We start from the raw sequence: 20604 nt of genomic DNA, 5'->3' as shown, positions 1-20604 counted from the left end.
GCATGATCGTCCTCCAGAAATTCGGCTTCAAGGAGAGCAAGTACGAGCGTCCGCAGGATGCGTGGGTTTGCGGGCGCTTGGCGGACGGCAAGCCGTGCGATCTGGGCCCGGGAGCCGACGGTCGGTGTTGCGTGACCACCGCCTGCCAGCCCCGATTGGAGAACGATCGCTGGCAATGCCGGCGATCCGCCAATGCCGGGGGGCCCTGCCAGGCGGGGCCGCTGCCGGATGGACAGTGCTGCATGACGCTAGAGCGCTGCGTCCCGCGCCCGAGCCTGCGGACGAAACGCAGGCGCGCTACGTTCGCCGCAATGGCGCTGACGATCGGACTTCTGGTTTTGGTCATGGGAGGCGAAGCCGGGCGCCATTTCATGATGCCGGGCAAGCTTTCCTCACACCATGCAGGCTTGACCGATTGCTCGACCTGCCATGCCGGCGCCCGGTCCGGCCGGGTCGATCTGCTGCATCGTTTGGTCACCGCGGTCGAGCCGCGGCAGAACTCCAATTTATGCGTGACCTGCCACGTCATGGGAGCTGAACCGTTCAGACCGCATACGCATCCGGTCGATGACCTGAAGCGGCTCACCGAAACGCTTCGGAGCAAGTCGAAAGACGCGCCGCCCGAGAGCTTGATACAGCGCGCCGTCTTTCCCGCAACTCCACGCGGGGCCGACACGGAGATTCAGTGCGGGACCTGCCACGAGGAGCATCAAGGCGTGTTTACGGACCTGAAGAAGGTCTCGAATCAGCGCTGCCAGACCTGCCATGTGTCGAAGATCGGATCGTTTGCCAATTCGCATCCGCAGTTTGCGAAATATCCGTATCAACGGCGACCGCGCATCATCTTCGATCACCGATCGCATATGACCAAGCACTTTCCGGAAGCCGTGAAAGCTGCGGTCGCGGGGCAGATTGTGCCCGATGTTTGCACCGACTGCCATCAGCCGGGTGTCCGGAAGAGATACATGGTGGTGAAGCCGTTCGAAACCATGTGCGCCGGCTGTCACAACGGTGACATCAACGGAGCCACGCGGGTCAGCGGGCCCAAGGGCATCGACGTCATCGCGGTCCCCGGACTGGATGTTGCGACGCTGAGGGAACACGGCGTCGACATCGGCAACTGGCCCAAAGACTCTGAAGCAGCTCTGACCCCTTTCATGCGGCTGCTCTTGGACGCCAACGGCGAGAACGTCGTATCCGCTGTGGCGGAACTGAATCTGCTTGATCTGAGCAAGGCCAGCGATCAGGACCTCGCGCGGGTTGGGGCGCTGGCATGGGCGGTGAAGCGCCTGTTCGGCCGCCTGGAGACCGCGAATCCAGCGGCGATGAGGGCTCTGGCCGGCAACAAATCCGGCAGGCAAGTCGACAGCCTCCAAATGGCTGCGCTGACCGGTGGCATGTCGCATGACGTTGTCATGGCAGGTAATCAGGAATGGTTCCCCGATTTGCAGGACGATCTGCAGCGGCATGCCCGCGGCGAGCCAACCGGCAATTTCAAGCCGCCGGAAAAGCCAGCCAATGACGCGGCGATTCCGCCGCCTTCCTCGCCTCGCGGCGACGGGAAGGCCGTCGCTGCGACTGTAGCGCCCGGTGCCGGATCTTCCGACGATATCCTCACTCCCGGAGGAAACGCCGGTGACAGCAAGGCCGACATCCTCGCCACAGGCAAGGACGACACGTCCACCTTGACAAAAAACGCCGACATCCTCGCGCCAGCCAACAAGGATGACGCTCTTGCCCCAGGCAACAAGGACGACATTCTGTCGGGAGACAAGGCCGCCGCCGACAACACCTTGTCAGCAACTGGCGATGACAGTTCGACGCCTAGCGGAGGCGATGCGAACGCAGGTGCCGGAGCCAAGAAACCGACCGATGCCATGCCCATCCCGTTCGATCCCGAGACCTGGGCACAGACTGGCGGCTGGTATCGTGAGGATTTCACGATCCGTTATCGCCCGACCGGCCATGCCGATCAGTTCCTGCAGAACTGGCTCGACTTTGCGGGCCGGGCCTATGGCAGCGGCCTTCACGATCAGATGACGCCGATCTTTGATGAGTTGGCGCCGAAGGATGCGGTCGGCCGCTGCACCAAGTGCCACAGCATAGACGACCATGGCAAAGCCAAGATTGTAAACTGGCAGCCGTTTGACCCGAATACGATCAATAACCGCTTCACGAATTACTCTCACAAGCCGCACGTCGAGCTGATCGGCTCCAAGACCTGCGTCAGGTGCCACGAATTGCAGCCTAATGAGAGCGAATTTCTGAAGACCTACGAAGGAGGCGATCCGGTCAACTACACGTCGAATTTCAAGCACCTGGACAAGGCAGTCTGCGCCGAATGCCACAGCCAGCAGACCGCCTGGGAAAGCTGCACGCTCTGCCACGGTTATCACGTCCCCGACGTCAGCTCGATCGCTCCGGCGCCCGTCATTCCGACAGCGCTTGGCGAACCGGCGGTCCCGGCCGCAGACACTGCCCTGCCGGCGCCGGCGCCAGATCCGGATGCCGCCGCGCGCCGCGACTACGCGAGCGCGGAAGAGGTTGGGACCAGACAGGCCTGGGATAACTTCGTGACCAATTATCCCGCGGGCCAGTATCACGACCTGGCGGTCCAACAGATCGCCAAGCTCAACCCCGCGGCGTCCGATACGCCGGCGATTGTCACCCCCGACATTCCCAAGCCGGTAGCACCTGAAAATGCCCGGCCTTCCGCACCCGACACCTTGTCGCCGGACACATCAGTCAAATCGGCAGCGGTCACACCGGGCGTTTCTGCATCTCCGACGCCCGCACCGTCGAACAGCATTGCTCCCGCCCAGCCTGCTGATCCGGACGGTCTTTTCCGACGTGGGCTGCAGCGGGCGCTCGGGGGCGAGTTTGAACTCGCCATCCAGGACTTTGATGAGGTGATCCGCCGCGATCCGAACCATGCGGGCGCGCTCAACGACCGTTGCTGGGCACTGGCTATGCTCGACGAGGTCCAGGCGGCGCTCACCGACTGCGACGCGTCGCTGCGAATTGCGCCGAATTTTGCCGATGCTTTCGACAGCCGCGGCCTGGTTAATTTGAAACTCGGCTCTTACAAGAAGGCAATTGCCGATTACACCTCGGCGTTGTTGCACGATCCAAAGCGTGTGTCCGCGCTTTATGGTCGTGGAATCGCTAAGCGGCGCAGCGGCAAAGCTGCCGGCGCCAAGGTCGACATCGATGCCGCGAAAAAGATCCAGCCGTCCATCGTCGAGGAGTTCGCTCGCTATGGGATCGAATAGGCGCAAACCCGCCGACCTGATCGGGTGCCGGGGCCGCTGCTGCTCCGTCACGCAATGCCAGTTCGAAAGCGATACAGAGGACGAGACGATAGGACGAGGGAGAGTTTGATATGAAAGTTGTCACCGCGATTGTCGTCGGTGCGGCAGCTTTGCTGCTTGTACAAGGGAGCGAGGTATCGGCGGAAAATGCCTGTCCCGATCCTTGGGCCAATCTGCAAGGCACTTACAAATGCGAGGGGCCGTGCAACTACACCGCGGCGGTCTGCAACCTGCCTGAATACGCCACCGGGTATAAAAGATGGCGGTTTGCCGGTCAGGGCGGTTCTGCCACGGGCGTGCTGACGGTGGCGGGCTCCGGGAGCATCTACTTCTCGACGACATCGGCATGGAACTTTACCGCCGCCAACACCTCGGATTGCGGCGCGACCATTCAGTTTGATGGTGTTCCCAAGGGTGTCGCCTGGAGGCGGATCGACAACAGTCCGCGCATGTGTGGAAGCCGCTCCGGCGGCAAGTCGCGCTGATTGACAACGCAGGCTCGACAAGTGCCGAAGGACCGCTGAGGGCCGAAGCAGTCCTTCGATAGCGCCGGCTTCGAGGCGAGGCAGCTTGGCCGTTGGGCACTGGACCAGATGACCTCCGCACACAAGACGGTCAACCTCGCCTTGCAAGGCGGTGGAGCGCATGGCGCCTTCACCTGGGGCGTCCTGGATCGTCTGCTCGAAGACGAGCGGATATCCTTCGAGGGGATCTGCGCCACCAGCGCCGGCGCGATGAATGCCGTGGTCATGGCGTACGGCCTGACGACAGGCGGTCGCGAGGGCGCAAGGCGCGCGCTCGCGGAGTATTGGCGTCGCGTCAGTGAGCTCGGTGTTTGGGGACCGTTGCAGCCGACTCTGTTCGATCGCCTCACGAAAGGTCGTTCGCTGGAAACGTCGCCGGCCTTTGTCTTCTTCGACATGATGACGCGCCTGCTGTCGCCGTATCAGATCAATCCGCTGAATTACAACCCGCTGCGCGGCGTTCTCGAGCAGACCGTGGATTTTGAACGACTGCGCAACGAGAGCATCGTCAAGCTGTTCCTCTGTGCGACGAATGTGCGCACTGGGAAGGTGAAGGTCTTTGAGAACCATGAACTCACGGCTTTGGCCGTTCTTGCTTCGAGTTGCCTGCCCTTGCTCTTCCAGGCGATCGAGATCGACGGCGAGGCCTTTTGGGACGGCGGGTACATGGGCAATCCAGCAATTTTTCCGGTCATTTATGGCTGCGAGTCGACAGATGTCGTCATCATCCACATCAATCCGATTTCACGTGAGGAAATTCCGCGAACTGCGAGCGACATCTTGAATCGGCTGAACGAGATCAGCTTCAATTCGTCGCTGATGCGCGAGATGCGAGCGATTGCCTTCGCCAACAGGCTCGTTGGCAGCGGACTGCTGCGTGGCGAGGAGATCAAGAGCATGCTGATCCACGCAATCGAGGCTGAATCAATCATGAAGGAGCTCGGCGCCGCCAGCAAGTTCAACGTCGATTGGGAATTCCTGATCCATTTGCGCGATGTGGGCCGCGTTTGCGCCGAGAACTGGCTGCAGGCCAATTTCAGCCATGTTGGCGTTCGCTCGACCATCGACATCGCCGCCAGATATTTGTAAGCGCGGCGTGCGGCCGATCCTAATCTAGCGGCTGGCTATCGCCTTGCGCCGGAATTTGCAGGATTCGGACACATCCGTCGTTGCTCTTCCGCGCACGAGCTTGGCGACCGGATCCAGCGCCGCGTCGGTCAGGTAGTCCGTCGCGACAATGATGGAGACGGGAATTACCGCGCCTTCTTGACGATCTCGAAACCACCGGCGGCCAAGTCGGACAGGATAGCTTGGGCGATGTGCAAGCTCTGGTCGCGGGGGATCAAGTTGTAGTCCAGGTTGGCGCCGCCATCGCCCTCTGGGTAGGCGGTCAGGGAGCAGTGGATGGTATTCGCGATCAACTCTTCTACCGTGGCCTCACTCATCTTTGCCCTCCCTGGCCGGTCGCAGATCCCTCGGTGGATTTGCAAGATTGCTGTCGTCGTATCCTTGGTTGAGCCAAACCCTAAAACTGCGATCGAGGTCAATGCCGATTGGTGGATCCGGATGCCGCGGCGAGGGCTTGAAGGTCATTTAGCCGCTTCCTGCATGACGTCAGGTTGTTACGCCAATCGCTCGCCGCCGGTTCGATCTCTCTAAGTCGATCGAGCACTTCCATCTCGCGGCCGACCTGGCCGATCGCTTGGTCGACCAGCGAACCATCGACATGCGCCGCTTGCGCCAAATGCTCACCATACAGCTTCCGGAGTTGTGCGAGACGCTCGAGCCATTGCGGGTTGTCGGGATTTTCATCGGCGAGGCTCCTGCGCAATTCTTCCGCTTGGGTAAAGTCTGCTTCTGCCGCATCGACGGCAGCTCGGCCTGGCGAAGCCATCTTGGATGAAGCGTGGGCACGTGCGGTCAAGGCGGCTGCTAGATTCGATCGGACGATGTGGTTCTTCGGGGCGGCCGAAAGTGCTCGTTCTTCGATGCCAATGGCCTCGTTATATCGGAGAATGGCAGCAGAATAGTTCGGCGGTTGCGCTGAAATCAGGACGGAGGCTATCTTGAACCGGGTGAACGCGGACTGAAGCCGCCGATCCATCTTTGCGCTGGATTCGAGATCTGCCGCTTTCTCCAGCGCCTCCTGAAACTTCGCAAGAGCCCCGGAAAAATCTCCTTTCGCCAGAAGTGCTTCGCCGATCTTGTTGGTCGAGAAAACAAGGCGGAAGGTGTCGTCCTCAGATCGCATGACGTCTGCGACTTCGAAGTGACCGGGCGGCGGGATGTCGAGCGAGGCAATCTTTTCAGCCGCGGAGTGGCTCCGAAGATAGTGGTCCATTGCGCTCTCTGCAGCACGGTCGGCTACAGATTCGTTTTTGCCCAGATTCAAAAATTTGGTCAGCTCCAGATCGCCATTTCGAAAAAGGGACTCGTAGAGAAGTTCTTGCCAGTCCCTGTTATTCGGGTCGAGCGCGGCGAGGCGCTTCGCATTCTTGAGCGCCTGTTCAACATAGTTACGGACTTGATCCGGCTTGTTGAAGGCATCGGCAATATCGGCTTCGGCAAGAAGCCATTCAGTACGCAACGCTGCCGTTTCGGTTGTCTCTTTGATATGTTGGACGCTTTGGTAGAGATCGTCGGCTGATTGGTGGAGGATCTCGGCACCCACCAAACCTAATCGTCCATTGTTGAACTGTTCGAGAATGTTGTGCGAAATGAGTTTGGCGGACTTGGCAGTGACGCGGAAAATACTTGCCGTCTCGTGTGCATTTTGGATCGTAATTGCGGAGAGGATGATAATTGCCGGCAGGACCAGCGCCACCGCGGCATATGCGGCCCGGCGCTTCAGACCTGACCTGCGGGATGCGAGGAATGATCGCCTGACGAGGTTCTCGACCTCAGCGAAAGCGCCGCCATAGCGTGCCGCCCAGGCCTCGCTAGGCTTGCGCCTTTGCCACCACGTCCAGGATCGCCGGGTCTGGTCGGTCGAGAGACCGGACTCGTTAGGACTGTCGGGGTCGAGGCAGGATCGCAGGAACAAGTAGTGGTTGCCGTCCTTCTGCTCGCGCCGAAGCCATCCAACGTCACGTTTATCAGACCGCTCTCCGGTCGCTCCGGGCTCGCCGCATACTCGTTCCCAGCAGCGGAGCAGTGCTTCATGCCCAATGTCGATGATCGTATCGGTCGGCAGCTGTTCAGTCGTTTCCAAAGAGGACAACGGCGGAACGACAAACGAACACTCGTCCGCACGAAACTTGTCGAGGACCGCATACATCTCCGCGGCGGGTTGGCCCGCTTCGGCGAGCAGTTGATTGAGGCTGCGTGCGCGCCGGATGATCCTGCCGTCTTTGTCGATTTCAGCGAGCGCCTGGAAGATGCGCTCGATGGTTGTCTCTGCCCCCTGTAGCGAGGCGAAAATCTCGTTGGCATGGCCCGAGATGGCCCCCATGGTCCCGCCGACATCGCGGTAAGTTTGCTCGGTGATATGCGGGCCTCGCGGCGGGCCGGATGTCGGAGGTTCAGCCGGTTCCGGATGCATGCTCCGACTTGCGCAGGTCCACAGTCTCGCCAGACAATGCTGCAACAGCGGCAGCTGGTCGAGCTCGTCGCTACTGTCGTTGAGGAGACGTTCGACGAGCGTCGGCTCTATTGACGTGTTCGAGAGTTCCAGGGGCTTGCGGATTGCTTCCTCACGCTGGTCGCGCGTTAGCGACGGCACAAGGAACTGCGCAGCACTAACCGCTTCGGGGAGCCCTTGAAAGCGCGCGCAGTCGCCGATGAAATCCGAACGCATCGTTAAGACGACGCGGACAGGGCTGTCGTGAGATCGCGTGGCGTCAAGCAGCAACTGCACGAAGTGTGTCGACTCTTCGCGGCGTTTGGCAACTTCGGCGCGGTCTGCCACCGCTTGCGCGGGAGTCAGAAACCGGAACAACTCCTCGAATTGATCGACGAGGATGACCAACTCCGCACCTTGTTCGACGCCGACATCGGAAAGAGACTCCATGATGCCGGCACGCGACGACCGCAGGATTGAAGCAATTCTGTCCCGACGGGCGGATAAGAACCTGTCGCCCGCCGGCTGGACCGCGGTCGCGAGCGCGCCGGCAAGGCGATTGATCGGGTTGAGACCGGGCCTCATCGTCGTCCAATGCCACACCCGGTGCCGACGCTCTTCGCTCTCGCGATCGAGGACCGGCAGGAGGCCAGCCCGAATGATAGATGATTTTCCGCTGCCGGAACTGCCAACGACGGCTATGAAATGATGGCGCGTCAACAAGCGGTAGAGTTCGAAGATCTGCTCATCGCGTCCGAAGAAATATTTATGGTCACGATACGAAAATGGACGGAGTCCGGGGAAGGGGGGTCCCGCGGTCGTCTCACACAGGTTTGCCTCTCCAATCGCCTGAATCATCGTCGAGCGGGCGTGATGATTTTACGCATCTCTTCGTTCGTCGGAATCTCGACACCGGTCCAATTGACGAGTAAGTCGATCTCCTTGTTCGAAAAGATGTGTCGGAGCAGGCGATCCTCCTTACGGAGATGTGGGGGTGGACCGGCAATCAACGTTCGAGACGAGAATTGAGCCGCACGGCGCAGCTTTCGCCAATCCGCGAACTCATGCGCATTTGCTCTCGCCCAACATTCAGACGCGTTGGCCCAGCACATGATGATCGTGCTGCATTTGGCAAGAACGGTCTTGTGGTGCTGCTCGCGCTCGGTGTCGGGTGCCAGGAGAGCCGGCATCACATAACTGATGTCGTTTTCTCTGAGCAGGTCGGCGAGCTGGATCGCATAGTCGGTATCGAGCTCGTGGTGATAGAGATAAACCTCGCCATCGACGAGAGGCTCGGCCTGCGGTTGGGCGAGCGAGTCGAGAAACTGCAGTACCCATTCGGAGAAGATGCTGACACTGCTGCCGTCGATCCGGTCGCTCGCAAGTTGCCGGCCAAATGCTTTGAAGGTCTCGATCGGATCACGCTCGCTGGCCGTTCCCGTCGCGTCTTCGAGAAACCTCGGTATCCACGCAAATCTCCGAAATGATCCGTCCACGTTTTCGGCAGCTCTGTTGGCTGCCCGGCTCAGCTGCAGCTTGACAATCGGGTCAAGCTCGTCGGGCGCATAACCGGGCTTCTGGCCGATTGGATGAACGGTAATGACCGCATCCCGCAATGCGTCGTCAATGAAGGCGACGGCCGATGCATCAACTGGAATTTCGGCATCCAGGTCGGGAGCGACATGGCAACCATGGCTGGTCAGGTCGTTGTACAGGCGCCGATACCCCGCGCGCATGTCGGCTGCCGGCTTCGCTAGGTACACCTTGAGGCCGGACTTTGGCGGGACCTTCGGCGCAGCTGACAAGTTCTGCAGAGTTCGTGTGGCGGTATCGACTTGGCCCGGTCGATGCTTGGCCCTCCGCTTGAGGACATGGGCAAGCTCCGCGGCGGCGTCGTGAAACTCTCGATTGCCTTCGCCACGCGTGAAATGCGGAATTTCAACGCCGTCGCGTGAACTCGAATAGAAGCGTAACCCGCGCACTTCGGGAAGGATATCCGGACGTCGTTCGGGCGGAACCCAAGCCTTGTGCACAAGTATGATACGATGTCCGAAATCGAAATCGCTCTCGTGCTTCCATCGTTCCCGAAAGAGATCGAGCTCTTTCCGGCAATAGGGACTGTCGATCCAGTGGTGAGACAAAACGATGACAAAATAGGACGATCGACCAATGGCGTCTACAATTGGCGCTTCGAATTGCTCGGTGTTGTCGATATGATCGAAATCACACCAAAGTAGTGGTCCCGTGGGGTCGGAGTCGAAATGATACTCGACGGAATCGACGAGCGCCTTCACGAAGCCGCCCTTTCCAGCGGTATCGCCGGGAGCTGATCGGTTGTCCTTGATTGCATAGGACAAGAATGCTGTCACAGCCCCATTAATCATCGGCAGCATCGCAATAATTGAAACAGAGAACGAAGGATAAAATCTTCGATAGTCTAGAAAGAAAATTACAATTCCGTCAAGGGAAGATGCGCGCCGCGCGGGTACAGCGCCTCCTGTTCTGCAAGCCTTGACTGAACCACGCGGACTCAGGCCGGCCGGTGCCCTTAATGCAAAGCTTGGTGGCCGTACTTTGAACCTCAGGACTGTCGGCGGCCGCCGGGCGGGACGTGCCCCCTTAAATGGGCAGCTTGGCTGCCTGCCGGCGCCGCACCGCAAACATTGGAAATTCGCCAAATTGTTTTGCAAGCGGTATCCGGCCAACATAGTCGCAGACGAATTCGCTTACATTCTCGCATTCACACAATGCGGCAAACGGCTGGCTGCAATAAACGCTTCCCGATGGTGTGATCGGCTCGATGCGTGCAGCGCGGCTCACATGGGCACCCTTGAATTCCCGTTGTTTGAGGACAGGATCGGTCACTTCATGGACCGGACCGCAGTGGAGGGCGATTCGCAGCGAAAGCGTTAAAGGCAGTCCGAATTTGGTCCACTCCGTTTCTCGTACGGCTTCGGCCAAGTCCAGCGCAAAGCGCCCGGCGCCGGCTGGTGTCGCAAAACAAAGGTAAAGACCGTCGCCCCACGTGTTGCGGGTCAGGGGCAACTCCTTTTGGCCCTCGATAATGTTGGCCACCATTCCAAGAAAGTGCTCGGCGAAAAGCGGAATTTGGTCGTCGGACAATTTACTGAATCCGACCGCGTCGGCAAACAACATCGAGACGACGCGCTGCGATCCGATCGTACGGCCGGATTTGGAGCCCGTCGTTTCAATCTGAACTGCATTCCAGTTCGAGCGGCCTGCCTGAAGCGGGGCGATCCACTCGACCGGCTGACCAAATCGCTGCCAGTCGCGAACGGCATCGGAAGTTCCTCCCGGCAAGCCCGGCCGCCCATCCCAAATAGCGAAAGCGAGGATGTTTCCTTCGATTTGCCGAGCCCGTGAACGGGCAAGTCCTAGAAGAACCCAGTTGTTGAACGCGTAGCCGATGTCCCCCGATACCGAGCCTGAGTGTACGATCACACTCTGGGCGCTTTTTAGAACTGAGTGAAAGCGTGCCGACCATTCGGCACTGTCCGCCGCCAGAGACCGAGCCTCAAATTCATCGGGCGGGGCCGGCAGCACGACGTGTGTCTCGCGTCCCGAACCCAACATCGCTTCATGAAAGAGGATGTCCCCCCCAGAGGCCGCTGAGGCAAATCCAACCTGCGCATCAGAGTTCTCGATATACGCCCTGATTGCGCCCGCGACGTCTTTCTCCCGCCATGCGGGAAAGCGGGGCGGCGCCTGCTCCTCCCCGTCAATTCGGTGTCCCGTGAAGACCGCGACGGTCACTGGCGCGAACAGGCTGCCGAGGACCTTGAGCGCTAGCCCCTGGGCCTCCAGAGCAAGGCGCGCATTTCGTCGCATTGAAGCGCGGTCGCCTAGCTCCGCCTGAGCAAGTGCCTCCTGAAACCAAGAGCGAGCTACCTCAAGATCTCCGGACAACAAGGATGCTTCGCCTATCGTGGCGGCCAACCAGTGATCCTCACCGGAGGAGGCCGTCCTGGCGACTAGGCACTCGTCGCGAACCTTGGCTGCAAGCTGCTTCGATTTCTCCACTTGACCGAGATACATCGCCAGCGTCGCGGCGTTGATTCCCGGCCAATGGCCGCCGTTTGCCAAATAGGACTCTTCGTAGAGCTCTTGCGAGCGCTTTAAACTGGGGTGTTCCGGAGTAACAGGGCGCTTCTCCAGCCAGATATCCTTGTACGTGCGCGCCAGAATACCGAGTGTTTCCTCATCCCGGTGTCCGTGCGAGTACAGTCGCTCGAGAAGCTGCTGCGCCTGTTCGTATGCACCGGAACGTGCCAAAGCCAGGCACTGTACCTGTTGCAATCTCAAGTGATCGGCGGCTTTGCCAAGCCCGAACGTACAGAAATCGTAGGACAGCAGCGGCTCACCTAGCACTAGCGCCCGTTGTGCAATCAACGCACACTCATCCAGCCTGCTTGCAAGGTCGATTGCGTCGCGCTGCTCGAAGATGGTGAACAGCTGTCGGAGGTCCACACCCGAGATTCCCAGCATGTTGCTCCCAGTTTCCTCGCAAGTCGCCGCACGCGAACCGCTTGGCCGTTGTCAGACAATGCGTGCGAGGCCCGGGCTTCGGCGCCTGCTGACAGCTTAGCTACGCGATCCAATATACGGGTAGGCTTTTTGGGACCGGATGCGATAATTGTGACGTTGTGTACGCGCTTTCCAGCCTTTTCGCTGTGCGCGCCGGACGCGCGCCCGGCGTCGGGGGCATTGGCTCGCAGCATCAGCTGCCGTGTTTACGCGGCTCTGTTTGGCCGATCAGAAATTAGCCAGCAGATCGCAGCCTTGAAAAGGCACTTCGAGGGCACGAAGCGCACCTGAAGGCTTGCCTGTCTCGACAAGCCATTGAAATCGCATAAAATGCGACCGCCGCCCGAGCGTACCAAGCCTCATAAATCCTGATCTGGCGAGAACTGGCCCCGCGCGGGCCGCCTCAGCCATATTCCTCTCCAATCCCGTATTCCTTGTAGATCTCGAGCGGATCCGTATCCGGGAACAGGCGGCACTTGGCCTGGGCCAGGTGCAGGCTCACCGCCGCCGGCTCCTTGCCGTTCGCCAGCATTTTCCGTATGTCATCCATATGCGCGCTCGGCTGGTGCTTGGTATCGAGCTGCTCCAGCGCGACCAGCGCGGTCGCCAGCGCCTCGGTCAGAACCCAGTCGTCGTGGCCCGTGATTCCCTTTTTCGGCATCGGCAGACCCCAATCCGCAGACTTCACATGGTGCGGCGGCAGCAGTCTACCGTAGCTTCCATTGAATCTCCATCGAGCCGGCGTGGCGCGTGGAACAGGCCTGTGGCCGCGCGCTCGCTTGCATTATGGCGGCGCGTGGCTAAAAGGCGGCGGCGCGGGGGCGATGGTATCTTTGTTGAAACAAAGTTGGCGTAGACGGGCCTCGCACGCCTTCTCTCGGCTGGAGCCAGCATGGTCATTCTAAGCTTCGTCTACCGCTTCCTGACCAACTTCGCGTTCATGGCGCTGGTCTATTTCAGCCTGAACTTCATGGAGAAGTATCCGAACCGGGCGATCCTTGCGATCCTGGTGCTGGTCTATAGCGGCATGCGCGCCGTCTCGACGCTGCGTGCGTTCTATTTCTTCCAGAAGATCGAAAAGCTCGAGGCCGAGACGCGGCGTCTCCAGGGCCCGATCAATGACGGTTCGGGCGGCACCAACGCGCGCAGGCAGATCGTCATGGATGTCGCGCGGCTGCGCCGCGACGGCGAGCTCAAATCCTATATGGATCTGTTCTTCATGGCGCTGATCGTGCTGCTCTGCGTCGCCGCCATCATGCGGCAGTAAAGACTTACTGCGCCCGCTTCTTCAGGCTCGCAAGCCGCGTCGGATGTGGCGCAGCACTCTCGGGCTGAGCCGCATGCTTCGGTGCGGCGTGCACAGCATGTGCGGTTCGCCGCCCGCGGGCTTTGCCTTTGCCGGCATGCGGCCCTTCGGCTGCGATCGCGAGCCGGGTCGCTGCCCGCCGCGACAAGGTCGTCGACAGCAGCACCTCGACCGAGCCCTCGGGGATCGCGAACAGATCGCGGCCGGGCGCGGGCAGGGTGGCCGCGACATTCGCCTGCGCCATGGTCTTGCGCGGCAGCAGCAGCGGCTGATGCGCGGTCTGCGCGTTGAGATCGGCCAAGCCGGGCGCCGGCAGGGTCGCAGTCTGCGCGAACGCGAAATTCGGCACGGAAGGCCAGCGCGCGATCGGCGTGGTTTCGCTCGGCGGATGCAACAGCCACTCCACCGGGGTGGTCGGCGTCGCTGGCCGGTCGGCGGTCGCGGGCACCACCTGCACGATGCGATAGCCGCGCGCCTTGAGCTCGCGGATGATCTTGGGCAGCGCCGCCACCGTGCGCGCCTGGATATCGTGCAGCAGCAGGATGCCCTTGCCCTTGGCCTCCAGCCGCTGGATCGCGAGCTGGTAGACGCGGTCGGGCGAGATGTGGCGCCAGTCGTCGGCCGGGAAATCGGCGCTCCACACCTGGATGCCGCGCGAGATCAGATAGTTCTCCACGCCTTCAGCACGCATCAGGCCGGGAATGCGGAAAAACGGTGCAAGTTGGGACGCCGGGTCGGTCATCGCCGCCGACGTCCACGCGATGCCGCCGTTGACCTCGGCCTCGATCTTCTCGATCGGCATTTTGTTGAACGTCAGCGGATGGGTCATGCTGTGCGTGCCGACGGTGTGGCCCGCCGCGACCAGCTTGCGCACGCCTTCCGGGTTCGCCTTGGCCTGTTCCCCGATGATGAAGAAGGTCGCCTTGATGCACTCGTCGGCCAGGATCTGGAGCACCTGGTTTGAATATTTCGGCAGCGGACCGTCGTCGAAGGTCAGGACCACTTCGTGGTCCTTCAGCGGCAGCGTCTCGCGGTACTGCATGGTGCCGATGCGCGGATGCTCGCGCGGATCGACGACGAGGGTGCGGGAGGTGCCGAGCGCGCCCGGATGGCCCGGGCATTCGGCGGCGAAGGCCGCCGGCGACGCTGCGGTCAGCAACCCCAGAAGGAGGACGGTCCACGATCGCGTCCGGACAACAACGCTACTACCGATCATGAACCTGGTCTGCCCTCATAAGCGATGCCGCCATAGTAGGTCGGAGACGCCCGGAAACGGTTCAGGCGCAAAAGCCCCTCGATCTTTGCATGGCGTAGCATGAACAGAGTGTTAATAGGGCCCAAGTCACCCCATTTTGCGCCGGCGTGACATTCCGGCATCAATGCGCGTCGGCGTTCTTCTGTGATGTCCCCGCCGGGACCACATGAACCACATGAAAGCCGTTCTCCCGCAAATACCGCAGGAAGGCCGGCATGATGGCGGCGGTGCGCGCCTTCGGATCGTGGAACAGGATGATGCCCTTGCCGGCAGCGGCGAGCCGCTCGGTAATAAGCTTCAATTCCTGCTCCGGCGTCATCTCGTTCCAGTCGCTGGCCCAGAGATCGGCCCCGAACACGACGATGCCGCGCGACTGGAGCCAATCGAGCTCGGCTTGCGTGGACTCGAAATAGGGAAAGCGGAAGAACGGCGTCGAAGGCGCCGTGGTCGAGACCCCATGCAGCGCCATTTCGTCGGCGGCGATGCCGCGGTCGATCTCGGCCTTGGCCTTGTCGAATGGGATCCGCGCCAGGAATGGATGCGACCAGGTGTGATGGCCGATGGTGTGACCTTCGCGGGCGATGCGCTTGACCATGTCGGGATGTTCGGCGGCGTGCTGGCCGAGCAGAAAGAAGGTCGCGCGCACGCATTCCTGTGCCAGCGCCGCCAGCACCTTCGAGGTGGTCGGCGGATGCGGGCCGTCGTCGAAGGTCAGCACGACCTCATGATCGGCGAGCGGCAGTGTCTGCGGAAAACTCTTCAAGCCGACGCGCGGCGTGGTCTTGGCGTCGACACTCAGCAGGCGCGACGTGCCGAGTGCATCCTTGCGCGGGCAGTCCGCGGCCTTGACTGAGCCGATCGCGGTGAGGGCGGCGAGAGTCAGGCCCATCGTGATCGAGGTCCTCAGAGGATGCATCTTTGCCATTGCGCTCGCGATTGCCTTGTGGGTATTGCCTGACCGTCAGCTCAGACCCCCTGATCCAATCTGTCAGACGGCGAGGCGTACCATGGATGAACAAATGGAAGCCGCTTCCGCCGAGGCCTCGGTACTCGACCACGTACCGATGCGCAATGAAGACGGCGAAATTCGGCACGAATTCGTCGAGGAGATCGCGCATGCGATCGAGGCCGGTGACAGCGCCGCGCTGCGCGCCTGCGTCGCCGAGCTGCATGAGGCCGATCTCGGCGATCTGATCGGGGCGCTCGCGCCCGACGACCGCGTCCGCCTCGTCGAGCTGACGGGCCGCGACTTCGACTTCTCCGCGCTGAACGAAGTCGACGAGGCCGTCCGCGACGAGATCCTCGACGAACTGCCGCCGGAGACGGTGGCCGAAGGCGTCCGCGAGCTCGAATCCGACGACGCGGTCGAGCTCCTGGAAACCCTCGACGAGGCCGAGCAGGAGGAAATCCTCGAGAAGCTGCCGCTGCGGGAGCGCGTCGCGCTCGAGCGCAGCCTGTTGTATCCGGAAAATTCCGCCGGCAGGCGGATGCAGACCGAGTTCATCGCCGTACCGCAGGATTTCACCGTCGGGCAGGCGATCGACTACATGCGCGACACGCCCGATCTGCCCGACCGCTTCTACGAGATCTACGTCGTCGACAAGGACCAGCACTGGCAGGGCGCGGTCTCGCTTGACGTGCTGCTCCGCGCCCGCCGTCCGGTGCCGCTGACCGAATTGACCGACGAGGATCGCCGCCGCGTCTCCGTCCTGGAGGACCAGGAAGAGGTGGCGCGCATGTTCGGCAAATACAATCTCGTCGCGGCGCCGGTGCTCGACACCCAGGACCGCCTCGTCGGCGTCATCACCGTCGACGACGTCGTTGACGTTATCGAGGAGGAGGCGGACGAGGACCTCAAGGCGCTCGGCGGCGTCAACAGCGACGAAGAACTCTCCGACACCGTGTTCACCATCGCGCGCGCCCGCTTCAACTGGCTGCTGGTCAACCTCGCCACCGCTTTCCTGGCGTCCTCCGTGCTCGGCCTGTTCGAAGGCCAGCTCGAGAAGATGGTGGCGCTCGCCGTGCTCGCGCCGATCGTGGCGAGCCAGGGCGGCAATGCCGCGACTCAGACCATGACGGTCGCGGTGCGGGCGCTCGCCACCCGCGAGCTCGGCTCCTCCAACGCCTGGCGCGTCGTGATGCGCGAAGCCACGGTCGGCCTCGTCAACGGCGTGGCTTTTGCCGTGATCACGGGGATCGCTGCGGTGGCCTGGTTCAAGATTCCCGGCCTCGGCATCGTCATCGGGCTCGCGATCATCTGCAACCTCTTCGCCGGCGCGCTCGGCGGCATCCTGATCCCGATGGCGCTTGAACGTGTGCGCGCCGACCCTGCCGTGGCCTCGGGCACGTTCGTGACGACCGTGACCGACGTCGTCGGCTTCTTCTCCTTCCTCGGCATCGCGACGCTGTGGTTCGGGTTGAGGTAGCGGCCAGTTTTCGGGCGCTGCTCTCCCCGCCCGTCATTGCGAGCGCAGCGAAGCAATCCAGAATCCCTCCGCGGCGGCAGTCTGGATTGCTTCGTCGCAAGGGCTCCTCGCAATGACGGGGTGAGTAACGGGGCACTCTCACTCTCGCATCGCGGGCAAGATGCGGCTTTAATTCGACCTTAAGCGTGCTGTCGCATCATCGCCCGCGTTTGGGGGAATGAGCATGCGGTTGCGGCTGAAGGCAGACGGACGGGTCGTTGAGTTGCGGGACGGGCAGGAGCTTCCTGTTCAGCCGTTTCCGGTCCAGCCGTTTCCTGTCCAGCCTGCGATCCAGACTCCGCCACCGGAGGCCGGTTCGCTCGCGGTGCGCGATTTGCGCCGGCGCGCCTGTCTCACCCAGATGGAGTTCGCCGCCAAGCTTGGCGTGCCCGTCGAGACCATCCGCAACTGGGAGCAGGGTAAGCGCGCACCGCGCGGACCCGCCCGCGCGCTGCTCGCCGTGATCGCGCATGCGCCCGACACGGTATTCCAGGCGCTGGCGAAAGCCTGAAACGAGCCTCCCGTTCGCATTGCGCTGAAGATCCGGCCCGGTGGTGGGCGCCCTCCGTTGCACTCTGGCGACGCGGGTCCATAATGGCAGGTGGGGCGGCCGCACAGGGAGGATTCCTCATGCTGTTCGTCGAGGCCAACGGCGCAAAAATCCCGGCGATCGGGCTCGGGACCTGGGAGCTGAGTGGACGGACCTGCGCCCGCGTGGTCGAGCAGGCGCTGCGGCTCGGCTACCGCCACGTCGACACCGCCCAAATCTACGACAATGAGCGCGAAGTCGGCGACGGTGTGCGCGCCTCCGGCGTCCGCCGCGACGACGTCTTCGTCACCACCAAGGTCTGGACCAGCCATTTCGTGCCCAACGATCTCGAGCGATCCGTCAAGGAAAGCCTGGTCAAGCTGCGGCTTTCTTCCGTCGATCTCGTGCTGTTGCACTGGCCCAATCCGCACGTGCCGCTCGAGGAGACGCTGGGCGCGCTGGCGCATGCCAAGCGCATGGGCCTGACCCGCCACATCGGCGTCTCCAACTTCACGGTGGCGCTGATCGAGCAGGCGGCCGCGCTGTCGGGGGAGCCGCTGGTCTGCAACCAGGTCGAATATCACCCCTATCTCGATCAGGCCAAGGTGAGGGCAGCCTGCGACCAACATCGGATGGCGCTCGTTGCCTACAGCCCGATCGCCAGGGGCCGCATCAAGTCCGACCAGACGCTCGCCGAGATCGGCCACGCCCATCACAAGACGCCGGCGCAGATCTGTCTGCGCTGGCTGGTGCAACAGAACGTGTCGGCGATTCCCCGAACCTCGCGCGTCGAACGGCTGTCGGAAAACATCGAGATCTTCGATTTCGCGCTCACGGAGGACGAGATGGCCATCATCTCGGCACTGGCCAGTCCGAAGGGGCGTCTGACTGATTTCGGCTTCGCGCCGAAATGGGATTGAGGGGCTGTTCCGTTATGCTAGGACGACGGCGGCAACCCAAGATCGGGCGATGGAACCGCGGAAGATCATACGGACGGACCTTGCAGCGTCAGCAATCGCGCATCTGACGCTGGTGGGGCTGATCATCCTGATCAGCGAGGTCCATCCATTTCATTCCGCGCCGCCCGAGACCGTGTCGGTCGATATCGTCACGCCGGAGCAGGTGAAGCAGGAGGAGGAGAAGGCGGAGGAACAGGCCAAGGAGAAGGCCCCGGATCCGACCCCCGACCTGCAACTGCCGAAGATCGATTTCGCCGACAAGGACAGGGCGGCGGCGCCCAAGCTTGCCACCAAGGAGCTTGCCACCAAGGAGCCCGCGGCCAAGGAGACCGCAGCGTCCCAACCGTCGCCGCAGCAGAAGCAGGTCTCGACCGAACCGCAACAGAAACAGCCGCAGCCTCAGCCGTCACAGGCCCCGAAGCAGCAAGAGGCCAACACCCAGCCGCAACTTCAGCAATCTCAAGCGCAGCAACCACAGCCACAGCCATCGCAGGTCCCGCCGCAACAGCCGCCGCCTCAGGAGGCACAGCAGCCGGCTCCGGCGATGCCGCAGCCGCAGGCCGCCCCCCCGGCCTATCAGGCGCCGGAGCCCGACGTCACCGTCAAATACGGCGTGATGCTGGGCCTGCCGCCCGAATTGCCGCCGGAGCCGAAGGATGCCCCCAAGGATGACGGCGGCGATGCCAAGGATTCGATCGGAGCCAAGCTGCCGCCCGAAATCATTGCCGAGCTTCGCCGTCACCTGAGGAGCTGTGCGAAACTCCCGGCCGGGGTCGCGCCGGCCGACGCCGTGCGCATCAAGCTGCGCGCGGTGATGGCCACCGATGGCACGCTGGCGCGCCCGCCGATCCTGATCGAAGCCCCACCGTCTGCGAAGGGCGTGGCCATCGTGAAGTCCGCGATGAGCGCGATCCAGGCCTGCCAGCCCTACAAGATGCTGCCCGTGGACAAATATCAGGAGTGGAAGGTGATGGACCTTTCATTCACACCGCAGGATTTCGGGTCGTAGGGAAGATCGCCGGTGCGTAGGATGGGCAGAGCACTTGCCAAACCGATCATTCTACGACGGTGATTGATGGGTTTCGCTTCCGCTCTGTCGATCCTACGCGCTCCTACGGCTACGCGCTGTGGTTCGCGAGCCAGGTGAAGGCTGCCAAAATTCCCGGCAGTTGCAGATCATGACGAAGCTTGCCCGTTGCGGGCAGGAGACGATGGTCCACTGCGACGCCGACGCGGCGCAGTGCCTCGACATAGGCGGTCTGGACCGACGCAGACACACGCTGGTCGTGCGGGTCGGTGAGCGCGATGATCTGCAGCGGAGGATGGCGCGCCACCTCGGCGACATGGTCGATCGGATCGAGGAAGTCCGTATGTCCGGTGATATCTGCGCTCCAGCCGTTCTCGCGGTTGCGCTGCGCCACCGCCGTATTGCCCGAGGTGATCACCGCGCAACCGACATCGTCGCGGCGTGCGATCAGCGCCGCCACGAGATGGCCGCCGCCGGACTGGCCGACGAGATTGAGGCGGCGCCAACCGAAATGCGCCTTGAGACGGGTTAACGCTGCATCGACCAGCGCGACCTCGCGCGGCCGGCGCCGGTCGAGATGATGTCCGCTCGAACCCAGGATGCCGGGACGCGCCAGATGGACGTAGGGGCGATGGAAGCTGGCGCTGAACTGTTCAGCCAGCGCTTGCACGTCATAGGCCGTCGTCGCGACGTACCATTCGTTGGCCACGACCTCACCATCGCGTTTCTCCACGGCATCGCCACGCAGGAAGATGACGGGATCGGCCGGCGCAGCTTCGGGCGCGGCACCATAGAAGGCGAGAACGTCAGGCTTGCCGTCGACCTCAACCCGAACGCGTCCCGGACCGTCGCCATCGGACGTGGCGCATTCGACTCCCCGAACCACATCGGCCCCGGAGAAAGGCGTCGTCGGCAGGTCTGTAAGATTTGGAAAACTGATCATGGCATAAGTTGTCGAGGAAACTCGCAGTCCATGTCAACGGGCACCTGAGTGATGCTGGTCACGCAGGCGGCGCGAGTGTGCTCCAGCAAAATGAGCCGTTGACCGACGACGGGCAAAACACCCCGACACGCTGTCAATCGGTTTTCGCAAAAATATTCTACTTTACCGAATTTCGGATTTG

17 protein-coding genes are annotated in these 20604 nt (G+C 62.0%); 8 read left to right on the top strand and 9 right to left on the bottom strand.

From position 1 onward, the window contains the following. Window positions 1–2 precede the first annotated feature (2 nt). The 3 genes from JJE66_RS35355 (at window position 3) to JJE66_RS35345 (ending at window position 4924) form a co-directional block, all read left to right on the top strand. The gene (locus JJE66_RS35355; protein WP_200520420.1) at window positions 3–3272 is read left to right on the top strand and encodes a hypothetical protein; all 3270 of its coding nucleotides are present in this window, start codon (window positions 3–5) and stop codon (window positions 3270–3272) included. Between the two features lie 110 nt (window positions 3273–3382). Beyond that, the gene (locus JJE66_RS35350; RefSeq protein WP_200520419.1) at window positions 3383–3796 is read left to right on the top strand and encodes a hypothetical protein; all 414 of its coding nucleotides are present in this window, start codon (window positions 3383–3385) and stop codon (window positions 3794–3796) included. Window positions 3797–3904: 108 nt separating this feature from the next. Continuing rightward, window positions 3905–4924: a patatin-like phospholipase family protein gene (locus JJE66_RS35345; RefSeq protein WP_200520418.1), complete on the top strand. Its 1020-nt coding sequence runs from the start codon at window positions 3905–3907 to the stop codon at window positions 4922–4924. Between the two features lie 164 nt (window positions 4925–5088). Here JJE66_RS35345 and JJE66_RS35340 read toward each other — a convergent pair whose 3' ends face one another. The 5 genes from JJE66_RS35340 to JJE66_RS35320 form a co-directional block, all read right to left on the bottom strand. Continuing rightward, window positions 5089–5280, bottom strand: a complete 192-nt coding sequence (locus JJE66_RS35340; RefSeq protein ID WP_200520417.1) for a hypothetical protein — start codon at window positions 5278–5280, stop codon at window positions 5089–5091. A gap of 98 nt (window positions 5281–5378) precedes the next feature. Then, window positions 5379–8252: a lipopolysaccharide assembly protein LapB gene (locus JJE66_RS35335; RefSeq protein WP_200520416.1), complete on the bottom strand. Its 2874-nt coding sequence runs from the start codon at window positions 8250–8252 to the stop codon at window positions 5379–5381. After that, on the bottom strand, window positions 8249–9787 hold the full coding sequence (locus JJE66_RS35330; protein ID WP_200520415.1) for a hypothetical protein: 1539 nt from the start codon (window positions 9785–9787) through the stop codon (window positions 8249–8251). The genes JJE66_RS35335 and JJE66_RS35330 overlap by 4 nt, the downstream gene beginning before the upstream one ends. A gap of 226 nt (window positions 9788–10013) precedes the next feature. Next, complete coding sequence (locus tag JJE66_RS35325) at window positions 10014–11900, bottom strand: TRAFs-binding domain-containing protein (RefSeq protein WP_200520414.1); 1887 nt, start codon at window positions 11898–11900, stop codon at window positions 10014–10016. A gap of 442 nt (window positions 11901–12342) precedes the next feature. Then, window positions 12343–12600, bottom strand: coding sequence for a hypothetical protein (locus JJE66_RS35320; protein WP_200520413.1), 258 nt, complete (start codon window positions 12598–12600; stop codon window positions 12343–12345). A 231-nt stretch (window positions 12601–12831) separates the two neighbouring features. Between JJE66_RS35320 and JJE66_RS35315 the strand changes: the two genes are divergently transcribed. After that, complete coding sequence (locus tag JJE66_RS35315) at window positions 12832–13206, top strand: hypothetical protein (protein ID WP_200520412.1); 375 nt, start codon at window positions 12832–12834, stop codon at window positions 13204–13206. Window positions 13207–13210: 4 nt separating this feature from the next. On the opposite strand, the gene JJE66_RS35310 is transcribed toward JJE66_RS35315, so the two are convergent. Next, window positions 13211–14461 (bottom strand): polysaccharide deacetylase family protein, encoded by a 1251-nt coding sequence (locus JJE66_RS35310; protein ID WP_200520411.1) that lies wholly within the window; start codon window positions 14459–14461, stop codon window positions 13211–13213. A gap of 160 nt (window positions 14462–14621) precedes the next feature. Further along, window positions 14622–15425 (bottom strand): polysaccharide deacetylase family protein, encoded by an 804-nt coding sequence (locus JJE66_RS35305; protein WP_246756815.1) that lies wholly within the window; start codon window positions 15423–15425, stop codon window positions 14622–14624. A gap of 82 nt (window positions 15426–15507) precedes the next feature. Here JJE66_RS35305 and mgtE point away from each other — a divergent pair, with 82 nt between their 5' ends. The 4 genes from mgtE to JJE66_RS35285 all read left to right on the top strand — a co-directional run bounded on the left by mgtE (window position 15508) and on the right by JJE66_RS35285 (window position 19462). Next, window positions 15508–16926: a magnesium transporter gene (gene mgtE, locus JJE66_RS35300; protein ID WP_200520410.1), complete on the top strand. Its 1419-nt coding sequence runs from the start codon at window positions 15508–15510 to the stop codon at window positions 16924–16926. Between the two features lie 217 nt (window positions 16927–17143). Then, window positions 17144–17476, top strand: a complete 333-nt coding sequence (locus tag JJE66_RS35295; protein ID WP_200520409.1) for a DNA-binding transcriptional regulator — start codon at window positions 17144–17146, stop codon at window positions 17474–17476. Window positions 17477–17595: 119 nt separating this feature from the next. Beyond that, window positions 17596–18414, top strand: a complete 819-nt coding sequence (locus JJE66_RS35290; RefSeq protein ID WP_200520408.1) for an aldo/keto reductase — start codon at window positions 17596–17598, stop codon at window positions 18412–18414. A gap of 49 nt (window positions 18415–18463) precedes the next feature. Continuing rightward, complete coding sequence (locus JJE66_RS35285; protein ID WP_200520407.1) at window positions 18464–19462, top strand: hypothetical protein; 999 nt, start codon at window positions 18464–18466, stop codon at window positions 19460–19462. 109 nt (window positions 19463–19571) lie between these two features. Here JJE66_RS35285 and JJE66_RS35280 read toward each other — a convergent pair whose 3' ends face one another. Continuing rightward, complete coding sequence (locus JJE66_RS35280; RefSeq protein WP_200520406.1) at window positions 19572–20423, bottom strand: S9 family peptidase; 852 nt, start codon at window positions 20421–20423, stop codon at window positions 19572–19574. After that, window positions 20420–20604: hypothetical protein (locus JJE66_RS37795; RefSeq protein WP_210350128.1), on the bottom strand; the 185-nt coding region annotated here is incomplete at its 5' end. The genes JJE66_RS35280 and JJE66_RS37795, both read right to left, overlap by 4 nt.

The sequence above is a fragment of the Bradyrhizobium diazoefficiens genome, from assembly GCF_016612535.1.
Lineage (GTDB): Bacteria > Pseudomonadota > Alphaproteobacteria > Rhizobiales > Xanthobacteraceae > Bradyrhizobium > Bradyrhizobium diazoefficiens_C.
This window is presented reverse-complemented; position numbering and strand designations above follow the sequence as displayed.

Excerpts from the sequence above, each read along its gene's own strand:
- JJE66_RS35355 (WP_200520420.1), top strand. The coding sequence starts at position 3 with ATGATCGTCCTCCAGAAATTCGGCTTCAAGGAGAGCAAGTACGAGCGT.
- JJE66_RS35350 (WP_200520419.1), top strand. The coding sequence starts at position 3,383 with ATGAAAGTTGTCACCGCGATTGTCGTCGGTGCGGCAGCTTTGCTGCTT.
- JJE66_RS35345 (WP_200520418.1), top strand. The coding sequence starts at position 3,905 with ATGACCTCCGCACACAAGACGGTCAACCTCGCCTTGCAAGGCGGTGGA.
- JJE66_RS35340 (WP_200520417.1), bottom strand. The coding sequence starts at position 5,280 with ATGAGTGAGGCCACGGTAGAAGAGTTGATCGCGAATACCATCCACTGC.
- JJE66_RS35335 (WP_200520416.1), bottom strand. The coding sequence starts at position 8,252 with ATGATTCAGGCGATTGGAGAGGCAAACCTGTGTGAGACGACCGCGGGA.
- JJE66_RS35330 (WP_200520415.1), bottom strand. The coding sequence starts at position 9,787 with ATGCTGCCGATGATTAATGGGGCTGTGACAGCATTCTTGTCCTATGCA.
- JJE66_RS35325 (WP_200520414.1), bottom strand. The coding sequence starts at position 11,900 with ATGCTGGGAATCTCGGGTGTGGACCTCCGACAGCTGTTCACCATCTTC.
- JJE66_RS35320 (WP_200520413.1), bottom strand. The coding sequence starts at position 12,600 with ATGCCGAAAAAGGGAATCACGGGCCACGACGACTGGGTTCTGACCGAG.
- JJE66_RS35315 (WP_200520412.1), top strand. The coding sequence starts at position 12,832 with ATGGTCATTCTAAGCTTCGTCTACCGCTTCCTGACCAACTTCGCGTTC.
- JJE66_RS35310 (WP_200520411.1), bottom strand. The coding sequence starts at position 14,461 with ATGATCGGTAGTAGCGTTGTTGTCCGGACGCGATCGTGGACCGTCCTC.
- JJE66_RS35305 (WP_246756815.1), bottom strand. The coding sequence starts at position 15,425 with ATGGCAAAGATGCATCCTCTGAGGACCTCGATCACGATGGGCCTGACT.
- mgtE (WP_200520410.1), top strand. The coding sequence starts at position 15,508 with ATGGATGAACAAATGGAAGCCGCTTCCGCCGAGGCCTCGGTACTCGAC.
- JJE66_RS35295 (WP_200520409.1), top strand. The coding sequence starts at position 17,144 with ATGAGCATGCGGTTGCGGCTGAAGGCAGACGGACGGGTCGTTGAGTTG.
- JJE66_RS35290 (WP_200520408.1), top strand. The coding sequence starts at position 17,596 with ATGCTGTTCGTCGAGGCCAACGGCGCAAAAATCCCGGCGATCGGGCTC.
- JJE66_RS35285 (WP_200520407.1), top strand. The coding sequence starts at position 18,464 with ATGGAACCGCGGAAGATCATACGGACGGACCTTGCAGCGTCAGCAATC.
- JJE66_RS35280 (WP_200520406.1), bottom strand. The coding sequence starts at position 20,423 with ATGATCAGTTTTCCAAATCTTACAGACCTGCCGACGACGCCTTTCTCC.